Here is a 15,191-nt window from a genome sequence, read left to right on the forward strand (position 1 = left end):
CATGCAACCGACCCTTCTGTTTCGCCCGGCGCTGCTGGTACTGGCCATGACCCTTGCCGGCTGCTCCCTGGCACCCAGCTACCAGCGCCCTGAGGCGCCCGTGGCCGCGAGCTGGAACACGCCAGCCGGCGCCACCGCCGAGGCGCTGGACTGGCAGACCTTTATCCTCGACCCGGAACTGCGCCAGGTGGTGGAAGCCGCCCTGGGCAACAACCGCAACCTGCGCCAGGCGCTGCTCGACATCGAGGCCGCACGCGCCCAGTACCGTGTACAGCGCGCCGACCGCCTGCCGTCGATCAACGCCAATGCCAGTGGCAACCGCCAGCGCCTGCCGAGCGACCAGTCGCTGAGCGGGCGCTCGGAAGTGGCCAGCACCTATCAGGTCGGCCTCGGCCTGACCGAGTACGAACTCGACCTGTTCGGGCGGGTGCGCAACCTCTCCGAGTCGGCGCTGGAAAGCTACCTGGCCACCGCCGAAGCCACCCGCGCCACGCAGATCAGCCTGATCGCCGAAGTGATCCAGGCCTACCTGACCCGCGACGGTGCGCAACGCCGCCTGGCGCTGGTCGAACAGACCCTGGACAGCCGCCAGGACTCGCTGGAACTGGTTAATCGGCGGCGTCAGGCGGGCACCGCCACCGCGCTGGATTATCAGGAGGCGCTGGGACTGACCGAGCAGGCCAGGGCCGAACGCGAGAGCACCGAACGCCAACTGCGCCGGGCGGACAACGCCCTCGCCCTGCTGATCGGCACGCCCGATGCGCAACGACTGCTGCCGGTCGCCCCCCGCGACTCGCTGCTGGTGCTCCAGGACATCGCCCCCGGCACCTCCTCGACGCTGATCGAGCGGCGTCCGGACATCCTCGCCAGCGAACACCGCCTCAAGGCGCGCAATGCCGATATCGGCGCGGCCCGCGCGGCGTTCTTCCCGCGGCTGTCGTTGACCGGTTCGCTCGGCAGTTCCAGCACCGAACTGTCCGGGCTGTTCGATGGCGGCTCGCGGGCCTGGTCGTTCGCCCCGAGCCTGTCGCTGCCGATCTTTGCCGGTGGACGCAACCGCGCCAACCTCGATCTGGCCGAGGTACGCAAGGACGCCGCAGTGGCCGAGTACGAGGGCACCATTCAAGGCGCCTTCCGCGAAGTCGCCGACGCCCTGGCCGCCACCGATACCCTGCGCCGTGAGGAAGTCGCGCGCCGTGCCCTGGCCGATTCCAGCCAGGCGGCCATGGCCTTGGCCAAGGCTCGTTACGAGGGCGGTGTGGATGATCATCTGCGCTATCTCGACGCTCAGCGCAGCACCTTTACCGATGGGTCCACGCTGATCCAGATCAGCACCGAGCGGCAGATTGCCCTGGTCGATCTGTTCAAGGCGTTGGGAGGGGGTTGGATACGGGAGTGAGCCTTGTCCGTAGCGGGTAGATTCTCTGCAACAGGCCCGGTTGCATCGGCAGCAGCGGCGGTGGCGAACCAGTCGGTCGCCGCCGCCGCGGCACTCCGTCAGAGCTTGGCGATGGATACCTCGGTGGATTTGACGAAGGCGATCACTTCACTGCCGACACCCAGCTCCAGCTCTTTCACCGAGCGGGTGGTGATCACCGAAGTGACGATGCCGGCGGCGGTCTGCACGTCGATCTCCGACAGCACGTCGCCGAGAACGATTTCCTTGATGGTGCCCTTGAACTGGTTGCGTACGTTGATGGCTTTGATGGTCATTGGTATTTCTCCTGGGGTCGAAATGAGCTGCAAGCCTCAAGCTGCAAGCTACAAGTAGCAGCGCGCTGCTCTTGCTTGAAGCTTGTGGCTTGCAGCTTGCCGCTGCTTTTTAAAGCGCCCAACGCAACTGCGTGGGCAAGGGGTTGATGGGTTCGGGGCGTTCGGCGAGCGGCGGGCGTTGCAGCACGCGGTCGAGTACCCGGGCTTCCAGTGCGGCCAATGTGGCCGAGCCACGGTTGCGCGGGCGCGGCAGGTCCACGGCGAGGTCGAGGCCGATGGCGCCGTCCTCGATGAGGATCACCCGGTCGGCCACGGCCACCGCTTCGCTGACGTCGTGAGTGACCAGCAACACGGTGAAGCCATGCTGCAGCCAGAGCCGCTCGATCAGTTGTTGCATCTCGATGCGGGTCAGCGCATCCAGCGCACCCAGAGGTTCGTCCAGCAGCAACAGGCGCGGCTGGTGGATCAACGCGCGAGCCAGCGCCACGCGCTGCTTCTGCCCGCCGGACAAGGCCGCCGGCCACTCGTTGGCGCGTTCGGCCAGGCCGACCTCGGCCAGCGCCTGTTCGGCCCGTGGCCGCCAGTCGCCGACAAGGCCCAGGCCGACGTTTTCGATCACGCGCTTCCAGGGCAGCAGGCGCGCATCTTGGAACATCAGCCGCACCTCGTCGCGGTTGTCCGCCAGGCGCTCGCCGGCGCTGTCGATGGTGCCCCGGCTCGGTCGGTCAAGCCCGGCCAGCAGGCGCAGCAGGGTGCTCTTGCCGCAGCCGCTGCGACCGACCACGGCGACGAACTGGCCCGCCGGGATGTTCAGGTCGATGCCCTGAAGCACCTCGCATTCGCCGAAGGCCTTGCCGATGCCTTCGATGGCCAAAGGGATGCCCTGACGGATGCTGTGCAGCGCGGTCATTGCGCACCTCCCTTGATCTGGTAGGCCGGGTGCCAGCGCAGCCAGGCACGTTCCAGCCCACGGGCGGCGACGTCGGCCAGCTTGCCGAGCACGGCGTAGAGCAGGATTGCCAGCACCACCACGTCGGTCTGCAGGAATTCGCGGGCGTTCATCGCCAGGTAGCCGATGCCGGAGCTGGCGGAAATGGTTTCGGCGACGATCAGCGTCAGCCACATAAAGCCCAGGGCGAAACGCACGCCGACCAAGATCGACGGCAGCGCGCCGGGCAGGATCACCTGACGGAACAGGGCGAAGCCGGACAGCCCATAGCTGCGCGCCATCTCCACCAGCGCCGGATCGACGTTGCGGATGCCGTGGTAGGTATTCAGATAGATCGGGAACAGCGTGCCGAGGGCGACCAGGAAGATCTTCGCGCTCTCGTCGATGCCGAACCAGAGGATCACCAGCGGGATCAGCGCCAGGTGCGGCACGTTGCGGATCATCTGTACCGAACTGTCGAGCAGGCGCTCGCCCCATTTCGACAGGCCGGTGATAAAGCCCAGCAGCAGGCCGAGGCCGCCGCCGATGGCGAAGCCGACGCCGGCGCGCCAGCCGCTGATGGCCAGGTGGCTCCATATTTCGCCGCTGCGCAGCAGTTCCCAACCGGCATCGATTACCGCGCTGGGCGCCGGCAGGATGCGCGTGGACAACAGCCCGAAGGCCACCGCGCTCTGCCAGGCCAGCAGCAGCGCCACTGGCAAGGCCCAGGGCGCCAGGCGCAGGGCCAGGTGTTTGATCGTGATGTTCATGCCCTACCTCGAATCATCGTTTGGCCTACCGGACAGGACACCAATCGGTGCCTGCCTTCCTCGATAAGTGGCCACATCCCTGCGGCCTCGTGCGCTCCTGCGTTTACGCGCGTTCCCTGCACAACCCGACTTTCCCGTCCGTAGGGTGGAAAACTCGCGCAACGATTTTCCACGCGTACTGGGCATCGACTCCGTGTCAGTCCCGGCGCTTCTGCGCGTGGATGGCTTCGGCCATCCACCCTACGTCTGGCCGGATGTTCCACGTGGAGCGTCATCCGGCGGCGACCGCCTTCGGCAGGATGTCGCTGGAGATCATTTCGCCGAACGGGCTGACGTAGCCGCGGCTTTCCGGGCGTTGCGGCTGGGCGACGTCCAGGTGCGGGAACAGCAGCTCGGCGACGCGATAGCTCTCTTCCAAGTGCGGGTAGCCGGAGAAGACGAAGGTATCGATGCCGAGATCGGCGTATTCCCTGATCCGCGCCGCCACCGTCGGGCCGTCGCCGACCAGCGCGGTGCCGGCGCCGCCGCGCACCAGACCGACCCCGGCCCAGAGGTTGGGGGCGACGACGAGCTTGTCGCGGCGTCCGCCATGCAGCGCAGCCATGCGCTGCTGGCCGACCGAGTCGAAGCGCGCCAGCGAAGCCTGGGCCTTGGCGATGGTGTCGTCGTCCAGGTGGCTGATCAGGCGGTCGGCGGCGGCCCAGGCTTCTTCGTTGGTTTCGCGCACGATCACACGCAGACGGATGCCGAAGCGCACTGTGCGGCCCTGCCTGGCAGCGCGGGTGCGCACGTCGGCGATCTTCTCGGCCACGGCTTCCAGCGGCTCACCCCAAGTCAGGTACAGCTCCACCTGTTCGGCGGCCAGCTCATGGGCGGCTTCCGACGAGCCGCCGAAATACAGCGGCGGGCGCGGCTGCTGCACTGGCGGGTAGAGCAGTTTGGCGCCCTTGACCTGGATGTGCTTGCCGGCGTAATCCACCGTCTCGCCCTCCAGCACCCGGCGCCAGATGCGGGTGAATTCGACGGCGGCTTCGTAGCGTTCGGCATGGCTCAGATTGAGGCCGTCGGCCGCCAGTTCGTCCGGGTCGCCGCCGGTGACCAGGTTGAACAGCGCGCGACCGTTGGACAGCCGGTCCAGCGTCGCCGCCTGGCGCGCCGCCACGGTGGGCGAGATGATGCCCGGACGCAGGGCGACGAGGAATTTCAGTTGCTGCGTCAGCGGGATCAGCGAGGCGGCCACCAGCCAGGAGTCCTCGCAGGAACGGCCGGTGGGGATCAGCACGCCGCCGAAACCGAGGCGGTCGGCGGCCTGGGCGATCTGCGTGAGGTAGCCGTGGTCGACGGCGCGGGCGCCTTCGGCGGTGCCCAGGTATTTGCCGTCGCCGTGGGTGGGCAGGAACCAGAAAATATTCAGACTCATGAAAAATGCTCCGTGTGCGGTGCAGCGCGGCAGACGGGTGTCCGCCGCGCCGGGGAAGTCGCTGTCGCTTACTCGGGGTACGGGTTATTCGGGGTGCTGGGCGATGGTCTTGGGCGGCGTCCAGATCACGTCACCGATGGCGAGCTTCTTCGGAATCAGCCTGAGCGCGGTGAAGGTGTCGGCGATGTCCTGCTGGGCGCGCACCACCGCCGGGGTGATCGGCCTGGCGCCGTAGCCCTGGCGAATCACCGCCTTGCGGGTGATCGCGCTGGACAGGCCCAGCAGCGGTGCCACCTGGGCCGTGGCCTCGTCCGGGTTGGCTTCGACCCAGGTGCCGATATCGCGGATCTCGTCGATGAGGGTGGTGATCACCCGCGGGTGGTTTTCGGCGAAGGGCCGTGCCGCCAGGTAGAACTGGTGATTGCTGACCAGGCCCTGGCCGTCGCGCAGGGTACGGGCCTGCAGCTGCTCTTCGGCGGCGGCCTGGAAGGGGTCCCAGATCACCCAGGCATCGACGCTGCCGCGCTCGAACGCGGCGCGCGCATCGGCCGGCGGCAGGTAGACCGGCTGGATATCGCTGTACTCCAGCCCGGCCGATTCCAGCGCGCGCACCAGCAGGTAATGCACGTTGGAGCCCTTGTTCAGCGCGATCTTCTTGCCCTTGAGCTCGGCCAACGAGCGGATCGGCGAATCCTTCGGCAGCAGGATCGCCTCGCCGGAAGGTGCCGGCGGCTCATGCGCCACGTAGAGCAGGTCGGCGCCGGCGGCCTGGGCGAACACCGGCGGCGTCTCGCCGGTCACGCCGAAGTCGATGGAGCCGACGTTGAGCCCTTCCAGTAGCTGCGGGCCGCCGGGGAATTCGGTCCAGCGCACCTCGAAGCCCTGATCGGCCAGGCGTGTTTCCAGCGTGCCGCGGGCCTTGAGCAGCACCAGCGTGCCGTATTTCTGATAGCCGATACGCAGTGTCTCGGCTTGTGCCTGGGTGATGGCGCCGAAGGAAATGGCCGCGGCAAACAGGGCGACCAGTCCTCGACGCAAGGTAATGGTGCGCATGGCACTCTCCTTGACAGTCTGAAATTGGGTTTACGACCTGCTTTCCCGTTGGCGGGCGAGTAAGGCTTTTCTTAGCGGCAAGCTTCAAGCTGCAAGCCACAAGTCAAAGCTGAGACTCGGCGGGGCTTTTAACTTGCAGCTTGTAGCTTGAAGCTGCTTCTAAATGCTCCAGCGCGCGCGGGTCAGGCTTGCATGCAGCAACTTCGGGTCGAGCGGTTGCGGGCGTCGCGCCAGCGCCGCATGCAGCTGCTGCAGCGACTCTTCCAAGCGCTCTCGCAGTTCGGGCGCAAGGCTGGCCGGGCGCTCCGCGTCGGCATAGCTGATCTGCGCATCGACGGCGTACACGCCATGCAGCATTTCCTGAGCCTTGAGCGCGGCGAGCACCGGCTTCAGGGCGTAATCCACCGCCAGCATGTGCGCCACGCTGCCGCCGGAAGCAATCGGCAGCACTACCTTGTGCGCCAGGGCGCGCTCGGGCAGCAGGTCCAGCAGCGCCTTCAGCACGCCGGAAAACGACGCCTTGTACACCGGCGTGGCGATCAGCAGACCGTCGGCCAGGCTGACGTGCTCGATCAGTTGCCGCACCAGCGGACTGTCGAAACGGGCATGCAGCAGGTCCTGCGCATCGAAATCGCGAACCTGGTAGTTCACCACTTCGATACCGCGCTGGCGCAGCCAGTCGCCGGCGACATCCAGCAGCACGCCGGAGCGCGAGCGCTGGCTGGGACTACCGGCGAGAGAGACGACCAACATGGGCGCTATCCTTCTGCTCGCTCAACGGTTGGGCTGCGGCGTCAGGCGCAGGTACGGCTTCACCGCACGGTAGCCCTTGGGGAAGCGCCGCTTGATCTCGTCCTCGTCCTTGAGCGACGGCACGATCACCACTTCGTCGCCGTCCTGCCAGTTGGCCGGGGTGGCGACCTTGTGCTCGTCGGTCAGCTGCAGCGAATCGATCACCCGCAGGATCTCGTTGAAGTTGCGCCCGGTGCTGGCCGGGTAGGTAATGGTCAGGCGCACCTTCTTGTTCGGGTCGATGACGAACAGCGAACGCACGGTCAGGGTGTCGTTGGCGTTGGGGTGGATCAGGTCGTACAGCTCTGAGACCTTGCGATCGGCATCGGCCAGGATCGGGAAATTCACCGCGGTGCTCTGCGTCTCGTTGATGTCGTCGATCCACTTGATGTGCGAATCCACCGGGTCCACCGACAGGGCGATGGCCTTGACGTTGCGCTGGGCGAACTGGTCCTTGAGCTTGGCGGTGAAGCCCAGCTCCGTAGTGCACACAGGGGTGAAGTCGGCGGGATGGGAGAACAGCACGCCCCAGCTGTCGCCGAGCCATTCGTGGAAACGGATGCGGCCTTCGCTGGAATCCTGTTCGAAGTCGGGGGCGATGTCGCCGAGACGGATGCTCATGGTGGTGCTCCTTGAGAGGGTTGTCGGCGATCACTATGTTCAGAAACGATCTAAATTAAAAAGAATAAATAACAATTAATTTATAACTATAGCGAATATAAAGCGCGCCAAACCTTGATCATCGTCAAAGCCGAGCAGCGGTATGGCGGCAGGACATTGGTAAGGCGTTCTGTCCGCGATGATCATAAATTGCATTTGTTAATAATTCTCATTAATATCCTTCGCCTGACCAATCCAACGACTTTTCAGCCAGCCAGGGTGCGATGCCCGAGCCAGCCAGTCTCATTCTTTCCTGGGGGTGAACATGCGCAGGCACGCGCTGGCAATGGCATGCATCATGGTTTCTCCGGCGGCGCTGGCCGCTGGCACGACCGAACTCAACCCGATGGTGGTCACTGCCACCCGCAGCTCGCAGTCCCTAGCCGATGCCCCGGCGGCGATGACCGTCATCACCGCCGAGCAGATCAAGGCGCGCGGCGCCACCAACCTGCTCGAAGCCCTGCGCGGCACGCCCGGCATCAGCCTCAACGGCCGGCAGGTCGGCGGTCGCAAGACCCTCAGCATTCGCGGCGCCGAGGATCGTCACACCCTGGTGCTGATCGACGGTCGGCGCATTTCCTCCACCGACGACACCATTGGCCACTCCGACTACCAGTACGGCTGGGTCGGCATCGAGCAGATCGAGCGCATCGAGGTGGTGCGTGGGCCGATGTCCGCGCTGTACGGCTCGGAAGCCATCGGCGGGGTGATCAACATCATCACCCGCCAGGCACAGCCCGAATGGCACGGCGGCGTGACCCTGCGCGGCGAAGTGGGCGATGGCGACACCGGCAATGGCCACCGGTTGGCCGCACGGGCATCCGGCCCGTTGGCCGAAGGTTTGAGCCTGGCGCTGAGCGTCGAGGAAGTGCGCCGCGAATCGACGCCCTGGGAGCAGGACTCGCGCGTGTCCGAAGTGGAAGGCCAGGACCGCCAGACCGGCAGCCTCGGGCTGAGCTACAGCCCGATCCAGGGCCAGACGCTGAAGCTGGACATGCTGCGCAGCGACGAAACCCGCGACCGCGAGCAGCAGTACGCCTACTATGCGCGACCCTATTACCTGGACACCTACGAGCTGGATCGGCGCCAGGATTCGCTGGCCTGGAACGCCGACTGGGGCGCGCTGCAGTCGCAGTTGCGCTTCACCCGCTCGGAGTTCGACGTGACCAACACGCGCACCCAGAATCTCGCGCCGACCCGCCCGCAGTCGATTCGTGACGACGTCTGGGACGCCAGCCTGAACTTCCATCTCGGCGACAGCCATGCGCTGACGGTCGGTGGCGAGCATCGTGACGAACGCCTGGAGAACGCCGGCCTGATCGGCGGCTCCGATTCGGCGGTGCACCAGGCGGTGTTCATCCAGGACGAAATCGCCTTGGGCCAGGACTGGGCGCTGACCCTCGGCGCGCGCCTGGACGATCACGAGATCTTCGGCCGCGAAACCAGTCCGCGCGCCTGGCTGGTCTGGCGCGCCACGCCGGAGCTGACCTTCAAGGCCGGCTACGGCGAGGCCTTCCGCGCGCCGACCCTGAAGCAGATTTCGCCCAACTATGTCGGCGCCGAAGGCCCGCATACCTTCCTCGGCAACGCCGATATCCAGCCGGAAACCAGCCGTTCCTTCGAGCTGGGCGTGGACTGGCACGACGAGCACAGCGTCTACACCGCCAATCTCTACCGCAACGAGATCGACGACCTGATCTATTACCGGCGCTTGCGCATGGAGCCGGGCATCCCGCCGCGCACCGTCTACCAGTACGACAATATCGAGGAGGCCCGTATCGAGGGGCTGGAGCTCTCCGCGAGCAGGGCGCTGGGCTACGGACTGACGATCAATGCCACGCTGAACTGGATGGATGCGCGCGACGCCAAAACCGACGCCAAGCTCAACGGTCGCCCCGAGTTCACCGCCACGCCGGCGCTGGAGTGGAACACCGGCAAATGGAATGCCCTGCTGCAATGGGAATACATCGGCAAGCAGTACCTGGAAGGCGCGACCGGCCAGGAACGCGCGCCGGGCTACAACCTGGTCAATGCCAGCCTCGGCTACCGGCTGCAGGAAAATCTGATGCTGCGCGGCGGCGTGCAGAACATCAGCGACCTGCGCCTGGAAGACAAATCCGAACTGTTCGGCTACGTCGAACAGGGCCGTACCGGCTGGCTGGCGGTGGAGGCCAGTTTCTGATGCGTGAACTCGCCCTGCTTGGCAAAACGCTGATGCTGCTCGCCTGCGGTCTGCTGGTGATGAGCCTGTCCATGCGCATCCAGGCGCAGACCGAGCCGCCGAAGCGCCTGCTGTTCATCGCTGCCGCGCCGGTGCAGGCGGGCAAGTTCGAGCGTCTGAAACCGCTGGCCAGCGCCGCCGGTTTCGCCCTCGACTACCGCATGCTCGATGGCGCCAGCGGCAGCCCGAGCATGGCCGAACTGAACGCCCACGATCTGCTGGTAATCGACGCGCCCTATGGCGCCGCGCTGGGCACCGTGCAGATGAGCCTGGGGCCGCTGCTCGATGCCGTGCAGGCGCCCTGGCTGTGGCTGCGCCGCGACGGCAGCCGTGGCCGGCAGGTGCCCGATGCGTTGATCGCCGATCTGGATCTGTATTACAGCAACGGCGGCGTGGCCAACTTCAATGGCTTCTTCTGTCGCCTCCAGGCGCAGTTCGCCGGTGAAGACGGCGCGGCCTGCCCCGCGCCGGATATCCATCCGCAAGCCGGCATCTATCATCCCCAGGCCAACGGGCGAATCTTCACCCGCCTGGACGATTTCCTCGCCTGGAAGGGCGTCGAGTTGCGCCGCGAAGTGCCGCTGATCGGCGTGCTGTTCCACAAGGCCTACATGGACTCGGGGCTGACCGGCTTCGTCGACGATACGCTGCGGCGCATCGAGGCCGCCGGTGCCGTCGCCGTGCCGCTGTACACCACGGCGATGGGCAACGGCGAGATCACCACGCTGCTGAGCAGTGCCGGCCAGCCGCGCGCCGACGCGCTGATCAACATGCAGATCATGCTCAACGGCGCCGGACGCAAGGCCGAGTTCGAGCAGCTCGGCATCCCGGTGCTGCAGGCCATGCCCTACCGGGGCGGCGAGCAGGCGGACTGGGAGGCCGATCCCAAGGGCCTCGATCCGCAGGACATTCCCTTCTACCTGGCGCAGCCGGAGTTCGCCGGGCTGATCGACCCGCTGTTCGCCGCCGCCACGCGCAAGACCGACGGCGACATCGTCTCCATCGACCGCCAGCTGCAGGCGGTGATCGACAAGGCCCTGCGCCTGGCGCGCCTGCAACGGCTGCCCCACGAGGAAGTGAAGACGGTCATCCAGTTCTACAACTACCCGCCCGGCGAAAAGAACCTCGGTGCCTCCTTCCTCAACGTGCCGCGCAGCCTGGAGCGCCTGCTCGGCGCCTATGCCGAACGCGGCTACGACGTGGAGCAGGCCGACGAGCAGCGGCTGATCGAGGAGCTGAGCGGTCTGCTGGCGCCCTTCTACCGCGACGGCAAACTGGAGGAACTGCTGGCCAACGACCGCGCCGCGCGCCTGCCGCTGGAAAGCTACCAGGCCTGGTTCGACGACCTGCCCGACAACGTGCGCCAGCCAATTCTCGAGCGCTGGGGCGAACCGCAACAGGCCGGACTGTACCTGGCCGAGGCCGGTGCTTTCGCCATTCCGCGGCTGCAGCTGGGCAAGCAGGTCATCATGCCGCAGCCGGCGCGTGGCGAGCGCTCCGGCGACCGCGAAAAGGCGCTCTACCACGACACCAAGGTGCCGCCATCGCACAGCTACCTGGCGGCCTACCTCTGGCTGCGCGAAGGCTTCGGCGTCGATGCGCTGGTGCACTTCGGCACCCATGGCACGGCCGAATGGCAGCCTGGCAAGGAGCGCGGCCTGGACGTGCTGGAGGCGCCCTACCTGGTGCTCGGCGATCTGCCGGTGATCTACCCCTATATCGTCGACAACATCGGCGAAGCGCTGCAAACCAAGCGCCGTGGCCGCGCGGTGACCATCAGCCACAACACGCCCTCGTTCGGCCCGGCGGGGCTACATGGCCCGCTCAACGAACTGCACGATCTGCTGCACCAATGGCTGAGCATGACCGAGGGCGAGGTGCGCAGCGCCACCGCCGCGCGCATCCGCGCGCTGACCACGGAGTTGAAGATCGACAAGGACATGGCCATCGACACCGCCGCCATCGACAGCGACTTCAGCGCCTTCGTCGAGTCCCTGCACGTGCAACTGCACGACCTGGCGCTGGAACAGCAGCCGCTGGGCCTGGCCCGCTTCGGCGTGCCGGCGGACAGTGACCTGCGCCTGCTCACCGTGCAGCAGATGCTCGGCAAGCCGCTGCTGGCCGCGCTGGCGCCGGAGGACCCGGAGGAACTGCTGCTGGTGGACTATGAAGAAATCCGCGCCACCCCGGTGTGGTCGCTGCTCGACAGCCATATCCGGCAGAACCGGGCCTGGACGGGCGATGCGGCTATCGGCGAGTTGCTGGAGCGCGGCCGCGACCATTGGCAGAAGCTGGGCAACGACAGCGAGCTGGATGGCTACTTCGCCGCGTTGCAGGGCCGCCATGTGCCCAGTTCCTACGGTGGCGACCCGATCAAGAATCCCGAGAGCCTGCCCACCGGGCGCAACCTGTACGGCTTCGATCCCTCGCGCATCCCCACCCGCGAAGCCTGGGAAGCCGGCAAGCTCGCCGCCGAGCGGCTGATCGAGCAGCACCGCGAGGGCCACGGCGAATACCCGGGCAAGCTGGCCTTCACCCTCTGGTCGGTGGAAACCATGCGCCACTTCGGCATGCTCGAAGCTCAGGTGCTGGCGGTGATGGGCTTCAAGCCGCAGTGGGATGCCGCCGGGCGGGTGATCGGCATCGAGGCGATTCCCGCCGCCGAGCTGGGCCGTCCGCGGATCGACGCGGTGATCTCCGCCACCGGCCTCTACCGCGACCAGTTTCCCAACGTCATGCACTGGCTGGCCCAGGCCGCCGACCAGGCCAGCACGCTGGACGAACCGGACAATGTGATTGCCGCCAACAGCCGGCGCATCGAGCAGGCGCTGCTGCAACGCGGATTGCCCGCCGCAGAGGCCTCGCTGGCGGCGCGCACGCGGATCTTCTCCTCCGAATCCGGCGCCTACAGCACCGGCCTGGAGGACGCCACGCTGGCCAGCGACAGCTTCGGCGAAGCCGGCGACGGTGGCCAGGACCGCGCCGCCGGCGAGGAAAAGCTGGCCGAGCTGTACCTGGAGCGGATGCAGTTCGCCTACGGCCCGGACAGCCAGCGCTGGGGCGAGAAAGCCACGGTGAACCTCTATGCCGAGCAGTTGCGCGGCGTGCAGGGCGCGGTGCTGTCGCGCTCCTCCAACCTCTACGGCATGCTCACCACCGACGATCCCTTCCAGTACCTGGGCGGCCTGGGCCTGGCGGTGCGTCATCTGGATGGCCAGTCGCCGGAGCTGTACATCAGCAACCTGCGCGACGCCGACAACCCGCGCAGCGAAACCGCCGCGGGCTTTCTCGCCCGCGACCTGCGCGCCCGCTACTTCCACCCCGGCTGGATCAAATCGATCCAGGCCGAAGGCTACAGCGGCGCGCTGGAAGTGCTGGGCACCGCCAACAACCTCTGGGGCTGGCAGGTCACCGCGCCGGAGACCGTGCGCAGCGACCAGTGGGACGAGTTCAAGGCCGTCTACGTCGACGACAAGCTCGATCTGGACATCAATCAATGGTTCGAGCAGCACCACCCGCAGGCCCAGGCACAGCTGATCGAACGCCTGCTGGAAGCCGCGCGCAAGGAATACTGGGACACCGACGCCCAGACCCTGCAGCAACTGGCGCAGCGCTGGCAGGACCTGGCCGAGCGGCATGACGTGGTCAGCGACAACGCGAAGTTCAACGAATACGTCGAACAGGCGGCCAGCGGTTTCGGCCTGGCCGCACCCGTCAGCGACGCCGCCGAAGCCCAGAGTGAGGCGAGCAATGCGCCGATGCAGCAGGTGCAGGGCCAGAAACTGGAGAAACAGCAGGCCCAGCCGCAGCCCTTCGACTGGCTGCCACTGGTGGCGCTGCTGCTGATCGCGCTGGCGCTGCTGGCCGGTATATATCAACAGGGCCGGCGCCGGGCAGGAACCGCCTTCGTAGGGCCGAACTCGTTCGGCCACTCGCAAACGGCCGAATGAATTCGGCCCTACAGTTTGAGCCACTCAGGGAGATTCCATGCAATACCTCGTCGAATCGGCGCTCTACAGCGCCAGCCAACTGTTCATGCTGCCGGTGCTGCTGGCGGTGATCCTGATGTTTCTCTATGCCTTCTATGCGGTCGGCGGTTTTCTCTGGCAGTCGCGCCAGCGTCGCCAGGGCGATGCGCGCGGCTTCGACCTGCTGCACAGCTGGCGGCAGGCGCCGGGCATGAGCGCGGTGGAGCTGGAAACCCTGGCCTTCAAGCGCCTGGAGGTGCCGCGTATCGTCACCCGCGTCACGCCCATGCTCGGCCTGGTGGCCACCATGATCCCGATGGGGCCGGCGCTCAAGGGGCTGTCCAGCGGCCAGCTCGACCAGGTCAGCGACAACCTCACCGTGGCCTTCTCGGCGGTGATTCTCTCGCTGCTGGCCGCCTCGCTGACCTACTGGGTGGTCAACGTGCGTCGCCGCTGGTACGCCGAAGAACTGGTGCAGATCGAGCACGAACAGCGCAACGGCCACAGCGCGGCGGCCAGCATTGCCCACGAGTTGACCGTGGAGACCGTCTGATGAGCCTGCGCCTGCTGGAAGAAGCCGATGCCGACGACCCGATCCTCTCTGTGGTCAACCTGATCGACGTGTTTCTGGTGATCATCGCCGCGCTGCTGATCGCGGTGGCCAACAACCCGGTCAATCCGTTTGCCAGCGACGAGGACGTCACGGTGATCAAGAACGCCGGCAAGCCGAACATGGAAATCTTCGTCAAGGAGGGCAAGACGATGGAGCACTACACCTCGACCGGCGACATCGGCCAGGGCGAAGGCGCCAAGGCCGGCGTGGCCTATCGGCTCAAGGATGGTTCGATGGTGTACGTGCCGGAATGAGAGGAATCGCGATCATGGAGCTGCAACAAGGATACGGGCCGGTGCCGGAGGCCGAAGAAAGCGGACGCAGCGATACCACCGCGCCGCGCCGGACCATGCCCAGCGAACAGCTGCTCGAGGGCGCTCGCGAGCTGGTCATCCTGCATGAAGGCTGCGAATACGTGTTGCGCCTGACCCGGCAGAACAAGCTGATCCTGACCAAATGACGTATGGGTGTGGGCCTGTGCGGACCCGACCGTAGGGCCGAATTCATTCGGCCAGCTGCACCCAGCGGTCGAACAAGTTCGACCCTACGGCGAGCCCAGCCGCCCCATGAGCAATGGGCTCAGAACGGCTTGACCGTCATCAGCCCGTAGGCGGCGACCAGCAGCAGGATCTGCACCACCACCGCCACCACTGCCGTTGACTTGTTGCCTGCCACCAACGCCTTGCGGCTGCGCACGCCGGCGAAACCATGGCCGGCGACAGCCACCAGACCCAGCCAGGGAAACAGCAGCGCCAGCCATGCGCCCACCGCCAGCGCGACCAGCACCAGCCCGCTGACCCCCGCCAGCCCCGTCACGGCCATCGCGCCGATGTAGAACAGCCGTTGCAGCCCTCCCAGACCGGCGCTGGGGCGCGGCGCGAACAGCACCACGGCGGCCCAGCCGAGCGTCAGCAGCAGGGACAGCAGGGCCAGGCCCTTGTGGCCGTGATTGAACAACTCATACATGGGGCAATCTCCTGTTGCGATCCAAGGGGGTGGTCGCGGTGCGAAGGGTAGGGTGTAACGGGTAGCGGTTATATAACCAAAAAAACC

Annotated in this window: 14 protein-coding genes; 6 read left to right on the top strand and 8 right to left on the bottom strand. The window is 66.4% G+C overall.

Annotated features, from left to right (window positions below; all coding sequences use genetic code 11):
• Window position 1 precedes the first annotated feature (1 nt).
• Window positions 2–1,399: an efflux transporter outer membrane subunit gene (locus tag ACYCFC_RS17285; RefSeq protein ID WP_459652349.1), complete on the top strand. Its 1,398-nt coding sequence runs from the start codon at window positions 2–4 to the stop codon at window positions 1,397–1,399.
• A gap of 98 nt (window positions 1,400–1,497) precedes the next feature.
• On the opposite strand, the gene ACYCFC_RS17290 is transcribed toward ACYCFC_RS17285, so the two are convergent.
• The 7 genes from ACYCFC_RS17290 to ACYCFC_RS17320 form a co-directional block, all read right to left on the bottom strand.
• Window positions 1,498–1,713 (bottom strand): TOBE domain-containing protein, encoded by a 216-nt coding sequence (locus ACYCFC_RS17290; RefSeq protein ID WP_181086546.1) that lies wholly within the window; start codon window positions 1,711–1,713, stop codon window positions 1,498–1,500.
• Between the two features lie 109 nt (window positions 1,714–1,822).
• Window positions 1,823–2,623 carry an aliphatic sulfonates ABC transporter ATP-binding protein gene (ssuB, locus tag ACYCFC_RS17295; RefSeq protein WP_459652350.1) on the bottom strand — a complete coding sequence of 267 codons (801 nt, stop codon included), beginning with the start codon at window positions 2,621–2,623 and terminating at the stop codon, window positions 1,823–1,825.
• Window positions 2,620–3,411 carry an aliphatic sulfonate ABC transporter permease SsuC gene (gene ssuC / locus ACYCFC_RS17300; protein WP_459652351.1) on the bottom strand — a complete coding sequence of 264 codons (792 nt, stop codon included), beginning with the start codon at window positions 3,409–3,411 and terminating at the stop codon, window positions 2,620–2,622. The genes ssuB and ssuC overlap by 4 nt, the downstream gene beginning before the upstream one ends.
• A gap of 271 nt (window positions 3,412–3,682) precedes the next feature.
• Window positions 3,683–4,831, bottom strand: a complete 1,149-nt coding sequence (gene ssuD, locus ACYCFC_RS17305; RefSeq protein ID WP_459652352.1) for an FMNH2-dependent alkanesulfonate monooxygenase — start codon at window positions 4,829–4,831, stop codon at window positions 3,683–3,685.
• An 84-nt stretch (window positions 4,832–4,915) separates the two neighbouring features.
• Complete coding sequence (locus ACYCFC_RS17310; protein ID WP_459652353.1) at window positions 4,916–5,884, bottom strand: sulfonate ABC transporter substrate-binding protein; 969 nt, start codon at window positions 5,882–5,884, stop codon at window positions 4,916–4,918.
• 159 nt (window positions 5,885–6,043) lie between these two features.
• Window positions 6,044–6,637, bottom strand: coding sequence for an NADPH-dependent FMN reductase (gene ssuE, locus ACYCFC_RS17315; RefSeq protein WP_459652354.1), 594 nt, complete (start codon window positions 6,635–6,637; stop codon window positions 6,044–6,046).
• A gap of 21 nt (window positions 6,638–6,658) precedes the next feature.
• Window positions 6,659–7,297, bottom strand: a complete 639-nt coding sequence (locus ACYCFC_RS17320) for a peroxiredoxin (protein ID WP_312255733.1) — start codon at window positions 7,295–7,297, stop codon at window positions 6,659–6,661.
• 304 nt (window positions 7,298–7,601) lie between these two features.
• Between ACYCFC_RS17320 and ACYCFC_RS17325 the strand changes: the two genes are divergently transcribed.
• Genes ACYCFC_RS17325 through hemP form a run of 5 tightly spaced genes read left to right on the top strand, consistent with a single transcriptional unit; the run spans window position 7,602 to window position 14,598 of the window.
• A complete protein-coding gene (locus ACYCFC_RS17325) occupies window positions 7,602–9,518 on the top strand; it encodes a TonB-dependent receptor plug domain-containing protein (protein WP_459652355.1) in 1,917 nt (638 codons plus the stop codon).
• Complete coding sequence (cobN, locus tag ACYCFC_RS17330) at window positions 9,518–13,507, top strand: cobaltochelatase subunit CobN (RefSeq protein ID WP_459652356.1); 3,990 nt, start codon at window positions 9,518–9,520, stop codon at window positions 13,505–13,507. The genes ACYCFC_RS17325 and cobN overlap by 1 nt, the downstream gene beginning before the upstream one ends.
• Before the next feature lie 37 nt (window positions 13,508–13,544).
• Window positions 13,545–14,078: a MotA/TolQ/ExbB proton channel family protein gene (locus ACYCFC_RS17335; RefSeq protein ID WP_058077657.1), complete on the top strand. Its 534-nt coding sequence runs from the start codon at window positions 13,545–13,547 to the stop codon at window positions 14,076–14,078.
• A 5-nt stretch (window positions 14,079–14,083) separates the two neighbouring features.
• Entirely contained in the window at window positions 14,084–14,392 is a 309-nt protein-coding gene (locus tag ACYCFC_RS17340) for a DUF2149 domain-containing protein (protein ID WP_202947594.1), read from the top strand.
• A 14-nt stretch (window positions 14,393–14,406) separates the two neighbouring features.
• On the top strand, window positions 14,407–14,598 hold the full coding sequence (hemP, locus tag ACYCFC_RS17345; protein ID WP_459652357.1) for a hemin uptake protein HemP: 192 nt from the start codon (window positions 14,407–14,409) through the stop codon (window positions 14,596–14,598).
• 119 nt (window positions 14,599–14,717) lie between these two features.
• Here hemP and ACYCFC_RS17350 read toward each other — a convergent pair whose 3' ends face one another.
• Window positions 14,718–15,104, bottom strand: coding sequence for a hypothetical protein (locus ACYCFC_RS17350; protein WP_459652358.1), 387 nt, complete (start codon window positions 15,102–15,104; stop codon window positions 14,718–14,720).
• Window positions 15,105–15,191: the final 87 nt, after the last annotated feature.

The sequence above is a fragment of the Stutzerimonas sp. NM35 genome (genome assembly GCF_054604355.1).

Coding starts and splice junctions, on each gene's coding strand:
- ACYCFC_RS17335 (WP_058077657.1), top strand. CDS start 13,545: ATGCAATACCTCGTCGAATCGGCGCTCTACAGCGCCAGCCAACTGTTC.
- ACYCFC_RS17285 (WP_459652349.1), top strand. CDS start 2: ATGCAACCGACCCTTCTGTTTCGCCCGGCGCTGCTGGTACTGGCCATG.
- ACYCFC_RS17290 (WP_181086546.1), bottom strand. CDS start 1,713: ATGACCATCAAAGCCATCAACGTACGCAACCAGTTCAAGGGCACCATC.
- ssuC (WP_459652351.1), bottom strand. CDS start 3,411: ATGAACATCACGATCAAACACCTGGCCCTGCGCCTGGCGCCCTGGGCC.
- ACYCFC_RS17310 (WP_459652353.1), bottom strand. CDS start 5,884: ATGCGCACCATTACCTTGCGTCGAGGACTGGTCGCCCTGTTTGCCGCG.
- cobN (WP_459652356.1), top strand. CDS start 9,518: ATGCGTGAACTCGCCCTGCTTGGCAAAACGCTGATGCTGCTCGCCTGC.
- hemP (WP_459652357.1), top strand. CDS start 14,407: ATGGAGCTGCAACAAGGATACGGGCCGGTGCCGGAGGCCGAAGAAAGC.
- ACYCFC_RS17350 (WP_459652358.1), bottom strand. CDS start 15,104: ATGTATGAGTTGTTCAATCACGGCCACAAGGGCCTGGCCCTGCTGTCC.
- ACYCFC_RS17320 (WP_312255733.1), bottom strand. CDS start 7,297: ATGAGCATCCGTCTCGGCGACATCGCCCCCGACTTCGAACAGGATTCC.
- ACYCFC_RS17325 (WP_459652355.1), top strand. CDS start 7,602: ATGCGCAGGCACGCGCTGGCAATGGCATGCATCATGGTTTCTCCGGCG.
- ssuB (WP_459652350.1), bottom strand. CDS start 2,623: ATGACCGCGCTGCACAGCATCCGTCAGGGCATCCCTTTGGCCATCGAA.
- ssuD (WP_459652352.1), bottom strand. CDS start 4,831: ATGAGTCTGAATATTTTCTGGTTCCTGCCCACCCACGGCGACGGCAAA.
- ssuE (WP_459652354.1), bottom strand. CDS start 6,637: ATGTTGGTCGTCTCTCTCGCCGGTAGTCCCAGCCAGCGCTCGCGCTCC.